Raw genomic sequence first — 12,781 nt, 5'->3', positions numbered from 1 at the left:
AGTCGCTGGAATTAAAATTTGTAGCCAACGCCGACCATGTACACCAGCGGATCGATGTCCACGTCGGTTTTGATCTGCGCGCCGGAATCCAGGTCGATGGTGGCGGTGGTGTCGATGCCAATCTTCCAGACCGCCGCGTTAACCACCAGGTTATCGGTCAATTGATAGTCAACGCCCAACTGGAACGCCGCGCCGAAGGAGTTGTCCAGCTTGATTTTGCCGTCGCCCATGGCGTCTTTAAAATCCGTGGTCAGTTCTTCATCAAAGAACAAGGTGTAGTTCACGCCAACGCCCACATAGGGCTGGAAGGCGGAGCCAGCTTCCATCGGGTAGTACTGTACGCTGACGGTGGGAGGAAGGTGTTTAACCTCCGCCGTTTTCAGATTGTCGCCTGCGACTGAGCCATGAGCGCTGACTTCATGGGAAAACGGCGTCGCCGCCAGTACTTCCAGACCGATATGCTCACGCAACATATAGGTGAAGGTCAGACCCAACTGGGTATTGCTGTCCACTGATACGCTGGAGCCGTCCAAGGAGGCGCCGTTCAAACGCAGGGTTGAGCTGTCATCCTGGGGGTCCACCATCGCGGCGCCGACGCGCAGCACCATATCTCCCGGCTGGTGCGCCATCGCGGAGCCCGCGCAGGCCAGCAGTCCCAGAGCCAACATAGATTTACTTAGCTTATGCATAACATACCCCTACTCTTCACATTCAACTGCAAAATTAAGAATTGATGACGGGGCGGGAGTCTATGCCTTTGCCGGCGAATAATTATGATTTGGATCAAGTGATTAGGGGGGTTAAGGCGCAGCCCGGGTCAGCTTTGACCCAGATCAACGGAAACGCTCTTTCTGCGCCGCCAAGCAGACATCCCGTTATCTTGCGATAGCGCGGGAGCGTGCTATACGTTGTTTAACAGGTTAAGGGAAGAAAGGATGCGGCCATGGAATCCATCATCGATTTTTTCACCGGCAAAGGGTACATGCCTCATGGACACTGTTACCTCTGGAAGCCCGGCATTCTCTGGCTGAACATCAGCTCCGACGCGCTCATCGCCCTGGCGTACATGACCATCCCGATCACGCTGATCTACTTCATCCGTAAACGCCAGGACGTGCCGTTCAACTGGATGTTTATGTCCTTCGGCGTCTTTATCCTGGCCTGCGGAGCCACCCATGTGATGAATATCTGGGTGACCTGGTATCCCGCTTACTGGCTGATCGGGGGGGTGAAAGCCGTCACCGCGGCGGCTTCTGTGATAACCGCCCTGCTGCTGGTGAAGCTGATTCCCGCCGCCCTCTCCATTCCCAGTCAGGCGCAACTGTCCCGGATCAATCAGGAGTTGCAGCGCTCCAATGAAGAACTGATGGCGACCAATCGCATGCTGGAGGAAACGCAACGCCAACTCATGCAACGAGAAAAGATGGCCGCCTTGGGACGCCTGGTGGCGGGAGTGGCGCATGAGATCAACACGCCCATCGGCGTCATCGTCACCGCCTCCACATTGCTGACGGAGGAAACCGAGCGCTTGCACAAAACCTATGCCAGCGAGTCATTGTCGGAGGAAGAACTGACGGACTACATCGACGCCGCCAGAGACTCTACCCGGCTGATCGCCGCCAACGCCGGCCGCGCCGCCAACCTGATCCAGTCTTTCAAGCAGGTCGCCGTCGATCAGTCCGCTGGCGAAGAGCGACGCTTCAATCTCTCTCAATATCTCCATGAGATCGTCACCAGCCTGTCTCCGGCGCTGAAAAAAGCCTCCTCCAGCGTCAGCATCCATGGTCCGCAAGAGCTGGAGGTTTACAGCCATCCTGGCGCACTGTCGCAAGTGTTGACTAACCTTATATTGAACTCCCTCACTCATGGCTTCGCAGGAGGCCCGGGGATCGTGGATATTCGTTTTGACGTGGTGGACGATCAGGTAGAGCTGCTGGTGTGCGATAACGGCGTGGGAATTCCCGAGTCCTTACGAGACAAAGTTTTTGAGCCATTTTTCACCAGCAAACGTAATGAAGGAGGTAGCGGCCTTGGCCTGCATATTCTTCATAACCTGGTGACCAACGTCCTGAATGGGAAAGTAAGAATCGCCGATACTGGCGCCGAACAGGGCGTCGCTTTCGCAATCGAATTTCCCAGGGACGGCGGCGATAAGCGTCGCCATGATGGTGACTTTACAGCCTGACAGAATTTGGAATGACGAGACTAAAACTACGCTCCAGCCATTCCGGCGACATCGATGGCGCTCTCCCAAAGCCGCCGCCTTGCTGGCTAATATTAATCGTCGACGACGATGAAGACCTGCACTCTATCACCCGCCTGGCTTTGCGCAATGTGGAGTTCCACAACCGCAAGCTGCAACTCGCCAGCGCCTACAGTGCGGAGGAAGCGCGGAAAGCTCTACAGGAAAACGCGGGCGTCGCCGTTATCCTGCTCGACGTGGTCATGGAAAGCGACGACGCCGGCCTGGAGCTGGCCCGCTATATCCGCGAAGAACTGGGCGACCACAATGTCCGCATTATCCTGCGAACGGGACAGCCGGGCATGGCGCCGGAACGGGACGTGATTCTGCGTTACGACATTAATGACTACAAAAACAAGACCGAGCTGGACGCGCAAAAGCTCTACACCTCGGTCATCAGCGCTCTGCGCGCTTATGAAAGCCTGTGCGCCCTGGAGACCCATCATCGGGGGCTGCGACAAATCATTGAAGCGCCGGATTACCTTCAGCCGGGAACTACGTTACAGGATTTCGCGAAGGACATTCTGTCGCAACTATTACGCATCACCGGCTTTGAAGGAACGGGCCTGATACTGAGCCCACCACCGCCATCCGAGCCCCCAGACGCCTACACCATCCTGTGCGGCTCAGAGGAGATCACAGCAGGCGCGTCCTGGTCGCAGGCGCCCATACCCGCCCCCGCACGGGCAGCCATCAAAGCAGCCTTCCAAACCGGCGAAAGCCAGTTCACCCTCACGGAGACAGTGCTATTCATTGGCCGTCACGACGAACCAGGTCTCGTCGCTTACCTGGACGGACATACTCCTGATGGGCTGGCGCGCAATCTTCTGGAAGTATTCGACGCCAAAGCCGCTATCAGCCTTCACAATATGCGCCTGCATAACCAACTGGCGGACGCCAACGCCACCCTGGAGGAAAAAGTCGTCGCCCGCACCCAGGAACTTGAGCAAACCCACCTGCAGCTTCTGCAAAGTGAAAAGTTAGCTTCTATCGGACAATTGGCGGCGGGCGTCGCTCATGAAATCAATAACCCTATCGGCTTCGTCAGCTCCAACCTGGGCTCGCTGGAAAATTACATCAAAGATCTGATGAGCATTATCGACGCGGCGGAAGCCGTACGACAAAACAGCGATGACGAAAATCCGCAATGGAGCGACTTCAAAACCATCATCAACGATCTGGAGCTGGACTATTTACGCCAGGATATTCCCGACGTCATCGCCGAAACCCGCAATGGCCTTGAGCGAGTGCGCAAGATCGTACAGGATTTGCGCGACTTCACCCGCGCCGGCGAGGGGGAAGAATGGCGTCACTCCCCCATTGAAGCCCAACTGGAAAGCGCCCTGGCTATCGCCTGGAATGAAATCAAATACAAGGCTGAGGTGATCAAAGAGTATGGCGATGTGGGAGAAATCGAATGCCTGCCCGGGCAATTAAACCAGGTGCTGCTGAATCTACTGGTCAACGCCGCGCAAGCGATCGAGAGTTCAGGAAAAATCTGGCTGCGCACCGGATTCTGGGAGCAAGGCGTATGGGTGGAAGTGCAGGACAACGGCGCCGGCATCTCGGAGGAAACCCGCAAACGCATCTTCGATCCGTTCTTCACCACCAAACCTGTCGGCAAAGGCACCGGATTGGGGCTGGCCATCTCTCACAGCATCATTGAACGCCATGGCGGCCGCATTGAAGTGGAAAGCGCGCCAGGACAAGGCTCCCGCTTTCGGCTTTGGCTATTGAGCAAGCGTCCGCCGCAGGAGGAGCCCCCGACGAAGGCGGTTTAATCCATGCAAAACCCCGGCGACACGCGCCCGGACAGGGCGCGTATCGTTGGCGGAAAGATCAATAGACCTGTTCCACGCCGCCTTCATTGACGATCAGTACTTCCACTCGACGGTTGTCAGCGCGGCCTTCCGTGGTGTCATTGGTGGAGACCGGACGTTGCTCGCCGTACCCCATCGCAGTGATTTTATTGGAAGGGATGCGACCGATTTCTTTCAGCATCTTGGCTACTTCTTCCGCCCGTTGTTGCGACAGGCCCTGGTTCAGCTCAGTAGAACCGCGATTATCCGTATGACCGGACACCACAACCCGGGCATTGGGGAACTCTTTCACCGCTTCGATGATTTTGTTCACCAGGGCGAAGTTTTCTCCCTGAATCTCGCTTTTGCCAGAGGGGAAGTTAAACCCGTGGGCGCGAATCAGCACGTTGTCTTTCTGTCTGTACACGTCGGCTTCTTTCTCCGTGAACAGAGACTGCACTACGGCGAACTTCGCAGTAATGGCCTGCTTGCGCTGGTCTTCCCGCTGCTGTTGCGCCATCAGTTCGTCTTTTTCCGACGCCGCCCTCATCTCACGAGTCTTGGCGTTTTCCAGCGCCAGCAACGCGGAATCGCGATCGGTCATCAGACCTTGAATATTGGCGCTGACTTGACGCACCACTTCCTTGTTGGGCTGATCAAAAGGCAACTGTTGGTTAATCGGACGGGAGGCTGTCGCCAGTTGCTGCTGATACCACAGCACTTTGTCTTCTTCGTTGAAGTCGGACTCATCGAAGTATTTGACGGTATCGGCGATGTACTCCGCGCGCATCACGTTCCACAGGGATTTTTGCGCGTGGGTCTGCGCCCTTTCGGTATCGGTTCTGTCCGCATCCAGGGTTTTCAGAGCCAGTTGATATTCTTCCTGCGCCATTTCCATGGTTTTGGGGGCCAGATCGTCGATGTCGCGGCTTCTGGCCGACTCCAGCGCGTCACGGGCGCGATCCACAATATTGCCCTTGAGCGCGTTCAATTCGGCCTGGGAATACTGGCGCGCTACTTCCGCACGCCCGGCTTTGGCGTCTTCGACGCTGCCTTTTTCAATCATGCCGGTGAGTTTGACAAGGTTATCCTCCGCTTTCATGAACTCGCCGGGGATGACTTTGTCCGCATTGGCCGCCAGGGCTTTCTGCCGCGCGTTGAGCACATCTTCCAGATTGTAGGCGGCGACGTCCGCGTTGGTGCGGGCTTCGCTGATAGAGGCCAGTCCCTGTCTGGCGATGCCGGTGGCTTTGGCGTTATCGGCCTGAGCCCACTTCAGCGCGTCCTGATAGGACTTTCTGGCCTGGCTGTAGCGCTGCGGCGACAATACGTTGAGATTCTGTGATTTCCCCTGCTCGACCTGATCCCTCAGTTCTTCCAGGGCGGGATATTGCTGGTAGGCGGCCTGCTCAGTGAGCGCGGTCTGCGAAGCGCAGCCAGTGAGCGTTACGGCGGTGATTACTGCGGCGAGATAGGCGTCTACTCCTTTCATTCTGAAGTCTCCTTACAATGGTTGGATACTTACATCGTGTTGACTGATTTTTTACAGCATGAAATCAGTCATACGGTAAGTAGATACAACATAGATTTATTTTTGTTCGATTCTCCTGAACATCCTTGGAGGGTCAATGCACAGAGTAGTCGAGATAGCCAGGAACCGCCATTAATTGCGGCCCTGATCGACTTAGTGAGTTGTACTTAGGGCGGCGATACGCCGTATTAGGCGTCACCCTGCCCGAAACAATTAAAGACGTTCACCAGCCCTGAATTCGGGGCCAGATTTCCAGCAGTTGGTTGGCGTCGTCCAGCACGTGATATTGCAGGAACTGTCCCGCCGTGGCGCAGGCGTGGTTGGGAAGAATGCGCAGGCGCGTTCCAATGGGCAGTTCCGGGAGCGCCTCCCTGCATCCTTCACGCATGCTCCCCCCTTCTCGCATGCTCAGGACGCCGTGTTCCTGGTTGACGGCGCTCACCAACAAGCCGTCAATGACCCGCCCCTGTTCATCGCACACCACGCCATAAAGCTGATCCACTTTCTGCTCAGCCGTGCCGCGATCCCGGGATAAGGCCGACCAGCCCGCGTCCACAAAGACCCAGCCTTTGGCTTTATTGTGTCCGGTCACAGTGGTCACCACTGACAGCGCAATTTCGTCCAGCTCGCAGACGCCGATGCCCGCCATCACCAGATCAAAGAAGGTATACACCCCGGCCCGCACTTCCGTCACGCCCTCCAAGTGAGTGTAAGACAACGCCGCCGGCGTCGAGCCGACGCTCACCTCGGGACAGGCCACGCCCGCATTGCGCAACACCTGCGCTGCAGCCACCGCCGCCCTGCGCTCCTGCTCTGCGGCCATCGCCAACTGTTCCGGCGTGTCGCAGTCATAGGCTCCGCCGGAATGACTCATCACCCCGCGCACCTCCACGTCCGCTTCATGCAACAGGCGTCCGATGGCGACCAGTTCGGGATCTTCCGCGGGCAATCCAGCGCGGTGGCCGTCGCAATCCACCTCGATATACACAGGAATATTGGCGTCGTTTTCCCGACAAAAGGCGATGACCAGTTCGGCCTGCTCGCGGCTGTCCAGCAGAATAGAGATATTGACGCCTGTACGCTGTAGCGCCAGCACGCGGGGGAGCTTTTGCGGGGATATGCCGACAGCGTAGAGCAAATCCGTATATCCCGCTTCCGCAAAGGCTTCCGCCTCTTTCAGGGTGGACACGGTCGCCGGGTCCTGCTTGCTCGCCAACACCAGCTCCGCGGCGGGAACGGACTTGATCGTCTTCAAGTGCGGCCGCAAGCGCACCTTAAACGGCTGCAAATAAGCGCGCATGCGCGAAATGTTGGCTTGGAAACGGGTTTTGTCCACCGCCAGAAACGGCGTGTCGATTGTATTCAGACTTTCTTTGGGCGTTGGCGTTGCGTTCACAAAGTTCTCCCGTTGGGGTTGCTCGTTCACCACAAGGCGCATGACCGCGCCTATTCAGCGTCGTTCGCCTTATTCAACATCCCCATAAGCGCTGGCCAGCACCACCACGTAGCCATCCGGGTCGCGCAGCCAGATTTCCCTATGCTGGGCGCGGGAGTTCAGTTTTGGCCCTTCAAGAATGTCCGCCTGTAACTCCCTTGCCCGCGTCACCGCCGCATCAAACTCATCCACCTGAAACCATAACAGTACGCCGTAGCCATGGGGCGCGGCGTCCGGGTCGCCCAGGTTAGGATGGTCGTGGGCATGCCAGGCGTGCAGTTGCATAAACATCTCCTCATCCTGCACCAGCTGTTCATATTCCGGGCCGCCATGCCCGCTTCGGCAATCGAGCAAAGTCTGATACCAGCGGCTGCTGGCGGCCACATCGCGGACGGCGATAAGCGTCTGTGCTTTCATCTTACGCTCCTTATCCATGCTTTAAAAAACAAGCCTAAGTTATTGTTTGAAAGATACAAACTAATCCCCTGACGTCTCATTCTCTCTCACCAGTCGTAACGCCAACGGAAACCTCTCCGTGTGCCCATCTATGTCGCCGGTCATAAAATCGACGAAGTAATACAGGGTTGGAACCTCTTCGACCAGAGTCTGGCTCCAGTAGGGACTGCCTTCACCCAGGTCCCGCACATCCGGAAAAACCTCAGCGTTGATCGCCGGTTCCGAGCAGCCCCGTCGCACCAGGCTGTATAACTCCTCGATAGTCGGAATGCGCCAGCCGTGGCCCTGCAGTTCAGCAAAGTGACGCGCGCCTTCCAGGGTGGAGATTTTCACTTTGCCGACGCAGCCTGAACCCTCCCGCCAGGTCAGCCCCATGCTGCAGCGGCTCCAGGTCAGCCCGGTTTTCGTATCATAGACTTCTGCGCCCTTCAGTACGAACTGGGAGGTCGGCGTGACCTCCGAGGAGCACGCTTCCTGCGCGACGGCCGCCGCTGACGCCAGGGAGAACGCGAGCATGAAAAGCAGTTTATTTATATTTAATAACATATGGTTAAGCCATATTTTTAAAGTAATAGATTACATTTTTTTGGCAGTCTATCACTCATGTCGACATGGCTCTGTTAACAAACCGTCAGCTTATCCCTGGCGCATTCGCCGAGCTGGCCTCGCGCACGGTCAGGTGCACAAACTCCAGTTTCTGCAACACCTGCGGCCCCAGCATGAAAGGATACGCATGGGCGTGGCCCATACTGCGGTTGAGGCTGTTGAGCGCGAAGGTCAGGGGCAGCCAGTGGTCCAGCAATACGGAAAACGCCTGCTGATTGTAGGGATCGAAGTCATGGCTTACGTCCAGGGTGGCGTCATCGCCGGCGCGGGGATGAATCATCAGGCCGAACTGATAGGCCGTCTCCAAGGTATCGATCATATGCAGGTAATGCGCCCAGGTTTCCGCCCAATCTTCCCAGGGATGACTGCTGGCGTAGGCGCTGACGAAACGCTGCGACCAGTCTTGCGGCGGCGCGGACTGATAGTGACGCTCCAGCGCCTCGCTGTAATTCTGCGTTTCATCGCCGAACTGACGGCGAAATTCCGTTAATCGGTGGCTGTCCCGTATCAAGCGGTCCCAGTAATAATGCCCGGACTCATGGCGAAAGTGCCCCAGAATCGTACGATACGGCTCGCCCATCTGCTCACGCATGCTTACCCGCAGCGCCGGGTCCGCCTCCGCAATATTCAGAGTGATAACGCCCTGGGCATGGCCGGTCATGACTCGGTCGCGCTCATTGAAACTGGGATCTGGGTCCGCCAGAAAATCAAACGCCAGCCCTGCGTCATCCTGACTGCGGGGCGTCAATGGCAACCCCAGACGCATTATGGTGAACGCCAGACGGCGCTTTTCCGTCTCCAGCGTCCGCCACAAAGGAAGATTCTCCGCAATGCTCAGGTCAGGAATGGTCCGGTTGAGCTGACAGGCGGCGCATAACTCCACCGGCTCGTTTGCGTTCAGCATCCAGTTGCACGCGGCGTGAACGGCGTAATTGGAGCACTTTTTGTACTGCCCATGGGTGTCCCCTACGCGTCGCCAAAATTGGTCACCATCAGGAATAAACGCCGCCATGGCCATCTCACCAGGAACGAAGCCCAAGGCGGCGCCGCAACGGGTGCAGGCGACGTTTTCAAAATAGACGAGATTACCGCATGCCGGACAGGTAAATAGTTTCATAAAAGGCGAGGTTCCCTGCGACCTTCATTTGATGAGTCAGCGAAGATTCCAAGCGCGTCCTGAAACATCGACGCGCCGGTCCAGTATAACTTTTTAGCTTTGCAGCGCCTGCATAATGGTGGGCCTGAAGATAAAAAATACGGCGCCCAGGATACACAGTCCCGCCCACAGAAAATCCAGTCTAAGCGGCTCTTTCATATAGAAAAAAGCGAATGGAATAAACACACTTAGCGTAATTACTTCCTGTAATATCTTAAGTTGCCCCAAACTGAGTTCGCCGTAACCAATACGGTTGGCGGGGACCTGCAGCAGGTACTCGAACAAGGCGATGCCCCAACTCACCAGCGCCGCAATAATCCAGGGCTTGTTGTTCAGCTCTTTAAGATGCGCGTACCAGGCGAAGGTCATAAAAACATTACTGACGAGCAGCAGAGACACGCTCACCACAACAGGAGAAATAGTCGGCCACATAGACAACCAGCGATATAAAGAAAATTGATGACAACGAGAAAGACAAGCCGGAACGGCTTAGCCCGCGCCGCAGAGAGCAGCGGGGGCGACTCATTTCATCATAACCCGGCTGGGTGTCAATAGTTGCGCGTCAATAAGAGCTTTGAGCGGGTCAATGCGTCAGCTGGTCGCCGCTTCCAGCGCCTCTTCCTCTGCGCCCTGTTCCGAGTAGACCGGGAAGCGGTCCAGCTCCTCCATCGCCCTCACCTGGGCGACGTTTTCGGGACTCACCAACACCTCTACACGCACCAGCCCCAGCGCTTCAAGACGCTTGGCGTAGTTGGCCAGTACGTTCTTTTCAATCTGGCCAATACGGGTGTTCGACAACCCTGTGCGTCGCACGATCAGTTTCCTGCGAACGCGTTTGACCAATAAGTCGTGCGCGATAATACGATTGGATTCGGCCAGTTCCATGCCGGAGATGGCGATCCGGAATTGTTCTTCTGTCATGGGAGCGATTACCACCTGGATCTAAAAAAGAGATGCATCCTTAAGCTTCATTGTTGTCTCGGCGTCGCCGCTGCTATCGAAACGGCAATATACCCTAAGCATATCAGAGATATAAATGGGGATTATTGTTGTAGTTTAAAGTATTAAGTTAAATCAATTGCGTTACCCGGTAACATATTGGAAAATGAGCAAAACTCAAGCAGGTTGCCACAATGCGAAAGAAGTACGACATTCAAGCGCTGGACTATGAGTACGCCAAACGCTGGATCGACAATAAATTCCGCGACGCCGCCTTCCCCGGCGGAGCCGAAGCCTCACCCGATCGTCGCAGACGCGCCGCCAAGGCGCTGACCCGGGCCGCCAGCCACGGCTCCCTGAACGCCTGGTGCGAAAAGTGGATGACGTCACAAGAATGGAACTCAATGAAAAACGCCATCCGCGCCGCCCGCCTGCGTAGAGAAAAACAAAGAGGAACCGCCGTCCCCACCCGCGGCGTCGACTTGAACGTCATGGCCCACCAGATCGTCAGCGCCCTCGCCAAAGCCGAAGGCGTCACCATTAGTGAACTGATTGAAATGAAGTTGAAGAAGGACTTCMAAAAGCTGAAAAGGAGAACCCGCCGTTAGGTTTCATGTCCTGAACAGGAAGCGATTTGCTTCCTTCACGCAGCTTTGGCGTACGCAGCCAACTTTTCTATACACCCCGCCATCATTAAAGGCTACGCCGGGCTATTAATATGCCCATTCAACGCCTTACGGAAGACCTGAGCAATTTTTAAGCGGCTAATGAGGCAAGCAGAACGAGCCGCTTCCTGCCGCGTTTTTTTCATGCTCCAAGTGGAAGAACCCAGGAAGGGGCGCTAGATTTATTAACAGAAGTCATAAGAGTGCAGTCAGGTATAACAATAAACTTTTTCAAGGGAACTTCATGGACGACAAAATACGTCATAACAACCAAGAAAAATCAGTTGCCGCATTACTTGTCGAGGGGCTGAAGAGCAGCCCACAAGAATACATTCTGACCTATCTGAACAAAGGCGGAGAGCTTGGCGAAACCCGCTATTCACCAAGTCAGCTGCTCTCCGCAAGCGCCGCCTATGCAGAACGCTTGCGCCGCGCTATGAATGGCGCTCACGTGGCCTTACTCTCCATGGAGCCAGGCTGCGACTTTGTAGTGGCGTTGCTGGGATGTCTGTTTTCCGGCACAACGGCTATTCCTGTGCCAGCGCCCCGATCAACCAAGGAGATGAACCGACTGCAGGCGATCATGGAGGACAGTCGTACGCGCCATGTCATCTGCGACGCAAACACACTGGCGTATTTTCAGGAGAATGCCGCAAGCGCCGAGGGGCTTCAGTTAATCCATATCCCCACTAGCGGCGATGACGTCGACGGTCAGCAAAACGCGTCGGTTCAAGAGCCGATGATAATGCCGTTCGCCTTTCCTCACGAGCCCGTCATTATTCAGTACACGTCCGGCTCAACCAAAGCGCCAAGAGGCGTCAAAGTCACAGAGAAAAATATCCTCGCAAACCAGCGTATTTCCGCTGAAAAGTGGCGCTTCGCGCCCGAGAAGAACATGTTGTCTTGGCTGCCTCACTACCATGACATGGGACTGTTCGGGAGCATCATTTACCCGCTCATGTCGGGCATGCAGTGTGTCTTGATGAGCCCCGTTGATTTTATCAAGCAGCCATTGCGCTGGCTGGCCGCCGTCAGCAAGTACCGCGCAGCCATCAGCGGCGGGCCCGCCTTCGCTTATCAACTATGTCTGGATATCGCACCGGATGAGTTTATCAACGGACTGGATCTTTCCTGCTGGCAAGCGGCGTATTGCGGCGCTGATTATGTGCCGCATCAGCTACTGGAGAATGTCAGGAAGCGGTTCAGCGCAGCCGGGCTGCATCCCCGTTCTGTGCTGGCTTGTTATGGACTCGCGGAGAGTACGCTTTATGTGGGAGGAGAAAAGGTCTGGGAAGATCCGCCTGAGGTATTCGCCCAACGCAGCAACGAACTCACCACTTGCGAAGGCTGCTACCTTGGACGTACGTTTGATCACATAAGAATTTTGTCGGCCGAGGGAGGCAGCGACAAGGAGGCAGGAGAAGCCGGCAAAATTTTCATCAGCAGCGACAGCGTGACGGAAGGTTACGTCAACGCGCCATTGCCATCATTCGTGGAGAATGGAAGAACCTGGCTGGACACAGGAGATATCGGTTTCATCAAAGACAACTACCTGTTCATCACCGGACGTGAAAAAGACATGGTAGTCATCCATGGCAAAAACATATTCACCAATGATCTTGCGCTAAACGCAGCCAATATAATCCACACACTAAACCCCAACGCCTGCGTGCTTTACAAACGTGAGCCCGACCATCGTCTGACAATGTTAATTGAAACCAAAAACAAAACCGCCGAGTTTGATGAAGAGAAGGTCGCCTTAATCAAACGCCAGGTATTTGATGAGTTTGGCGTCAGCCTTATCGACGTATCCATACTTCCGAGAGGCTCAATGCCCAGAACGTCGAGCGGTAAGGTGCAGGCGGAACTTGTGCGTCGCAGCTACGCGGAACAGGTCGTATGAGGCCAGAGGCGATACAAAGCCAGGAGTTAGCTCTCAAGCTTTTAAGCCA

General features: G+C 55.7%; 12 protein-coding genes. 4 read left to right on the top strand and 8 right to left on the bottom strand.

Annotated elements, in window-relative coordinates:
* Positions 1-11: 11 nt before the first annotated feature.
* A complete protein-coding gene (locus KP814_RS08030; protein ID WP_216736280.1) occupies positions 12-689 on the bottom strand; it encodes an OmpW family protein in 678 nt (225 codons plus the stop codon).
* A gap of 254 nt (positions 690-943) precedes the next feature.
* Here KP814_RS08030 and KP814_RS08025 point away from each other — a divergent pair, with 254 nt between their 5' ends.
* Complete coding sequence (locus tag KP814_RS08025; protein WP_216736279.1) at positions 944-2,185, top strand: sensor histidine kinase; 1,242 nt, start codon at positions 944-946, stop codon at positions 2,183-2,185.
* Positions 2,186-2,196: 11 nt separating this feature from the next.
* A complete protein-coding gene (locus tag KP814_RS33240) occupies positions 2,197-4,023 on the top strand; it encodes an ATP-binding protein (RefSeq protein WP_216736278.1) in 1,827 nt (608 codons plus the stop codon).
* A 58-nt stretch (positions 4,024-4,081) separates the two neighbouring features.
* On the opposite strand, the gene KP814_RS08015 is transcribed toward KP814_RS33240, so the two are convergent.
* From KP814_RS08015 to KP814_RS07985, 7 genes are all read right to left on the bottom strand, one after another.
* Positions 4,082-5,533, bottom strand: coding sequence for an OmpA family protein (locus KP814_RS08015; protein ID WP_216736277.1), 1,452 nt, complete (start codon positions 5,531-5,533; stop codon positions 4,082-4,084).
* A 262-nt stretch (positions 5,534-5,795) separates the two neighbouring features.
* Positions 5,796-7,010, bottom strand: coding sequence for a DSD1 family PLP-dependent enzyme (locus tag KP814_RS08010; RefSeq protein WP_216736276.1), 1,215 nt, complete (start codon positions 7,008-7,010; stop codon positions 5,796-5,798).
* Between the two features lie 27 nt (positions 7,011-7,037).
* The gene (locus KP814_RS08005; protein ID WP_216736275.1) at positions 7,038-7,424 is read right to left on the bottom strand and encodes a VOC family protein; all 387 of its coding nucleotides are present in this window, start codon (positions 7,422-7,424) and stop codon (positions 7,038-7,040) included.
* A gap of 60 nt (positions 7,425-7,484) precedes the next feature.
* Entirely contained in the window at positions 7,485-8,009 is a 525-nt protein-coding gene (locus KP814_RS08000; RefSeq protein WP_216736274.1) for a DUF1566 domain-containing protein, read from the bottom strand.
* An 85-nt stretch (positions 8,010-8,094) separates the two neighbouring features.
* Positions 8,095-9,186 (bottom strand): putative zinc-binding metallopeptidase, encoded by a 1,092-nt coding sequence (locus KP814_RS07995; protein WP_216736273.1) that lies wholly within the window; start codon positions 9,184-9,186, stop codon positions 8,095-8,097.
* Between the two features lie 93 nt (positions 9,187-9,279).
* Entirely contained in the window at positions 9,280-9,657 is a 378-nt protein-coding gene (locus KP814_RS07990; RefSeq protein WP_253938244.1) for a DMT family protein, read from the bottom strand.
* Between the two features lie 159 nt (positions 9,658-9,816).
* The gene (locus KP814_RS07985; protein WP_216736272.1) at positions 9,817-10,146 is read right to left on the bottom strand and encodes a transcriptional regulator KorA; all 330 of its coding nucleotides are present in this window, start codon (positions 10,144-10,146) and stop codon (positions 9,817-9,819) included.
* A gap of 212 nt (positions 10,147-10,358) precedes the next feature.
* Here KP814_RS07985 and KP814_RS07980 point away from each other — a divergent pair, with 212 nt between their 5' ends.
* Together KP814_RS07980 and KP814_RS07975 are read left to right on the top strand one after the other, a co-directional pair.
* Positions 10,359-10,772: a hypothetical protein gene (locus KP814_RS07980; protein ID WP_216736271.1), complete on the top strand. Its 414-nt coding sequence runs from the start codon at positions 10,359-10,361 to the stop codon at positions 10,770-10,772.
* A gap of 301 nt (positions 10,773-11,073) precedes the next feature.
* The gene (locus tag KP814_RS07975; RefSeq protein WP_216736270.1) at positions 11,074-12,732 is read left to right on the top strand and encodes an AMP-binding protein; all 1,659 of its coding nucleotides are present in this window, start codon (positions 11,074-11,076) and stop codon (positions 12,730-12,732) included.
* Positions 12,733-12,781: the final 49 nt, after the last annotated feature.

Source organism: Hahella sp. HN01, assembly GCF_018986435.1.
In the GTDB taxonomy this organism is placed as follows: domain Bacteria; phylum Pseudomonadota; class Gammaproteobacteria; order Pseudomonadales; family Oleiphilaceae; genus Hahella.
Note: the sequence above shows the minus strand (reverse complement) of the source record. Positions and strands in the feature narration are given on the sequence as shown.

What these genes read in the sequence shown, in the direction of transcription:
- KP814_RS08030 (WP_216736280.1), bottom strand. Translation starts at nt 689, where the DNA reads ATGCATAAGCTAAGTAAATCTATGTTGGCTCTGGGACTGCTGGCCTGC.
- KP814_RS08025 (WP_216736279.1), top strand. Translation starts at nt 944, where the DNA reads ATGGAATCCATCATCGATTTTTTCACCGGCAAAGGGTACATGCCTCAT.
- KP814_RS33240 (WP_216736278.1), top strand. Translation starts at nt 2,197, where the DNA reads ATGACGAGACTAAAACTACGCTCCAGCCATTCCGGCGACATCGATGGC.
- KP814_RS08015 (WP_216736277.1), bottom strand. Translation starts at nt 5,533, where the DNA reads ATGAAAGGAGTAGACGCCTATCTCGCCGCAGTAATCACCGCCGTAACG.
- KP814_RS08010 (WP_216736276.1), bottom strand. Translation starts at nt 7,010, where the DNA reads ATGCGCCTTGTGGTGAACGAGCAACCCCAACGGGAGAACTTTGTGAAC.
- KP814_RS08005 (WP_216736275.1), bottom strand. Translation starts at nt 7,424, where the DNA reads ATGAAAGCACAGACGCTTATCGCCGTCCGCGATGTGGCCGCCAGCAGC.
- KP814_RS08000 (WP_216736274.1), bottom strand. Translation starts at nt 8,009, where the DNA reads ATGTTATTAAATATAAATAAACTGCTTTTCATGCTCGCGTTCTCCCTG.
- KP814_RS07995 (WP_216736273.1), bottom strand. Translation starts at nt 9,186, where the DNA reads ATGAAACTATTTACCTGTCCGGCATGCGGTAATCTCGTCTATTTTGAA.
- KP814_RS07990 (WP_253938244.1), bottom strand. Translation starts at nt 9,657, where the DNA reads ATGTGGCCGACTATTTCTCCTGTTGTGGTGAGCGTGTCTCTGCTGCTC.
- KP814_RS07985 (WP_216736272.1), bottom strand. Translation starts at nt 10,146, where the DNA reads ATGACAGAAGAACAATTCCGGATCGCCATCTCCGGCATGGAACTGGCC.
- KP814_RS07975 (WP_216736270.1), top strand. Translation starts at nt 11,074, where the DNA reads ATGGACGACAAAATACGTCATAACAACCAAGAAAAATCAGTTGCCGCA.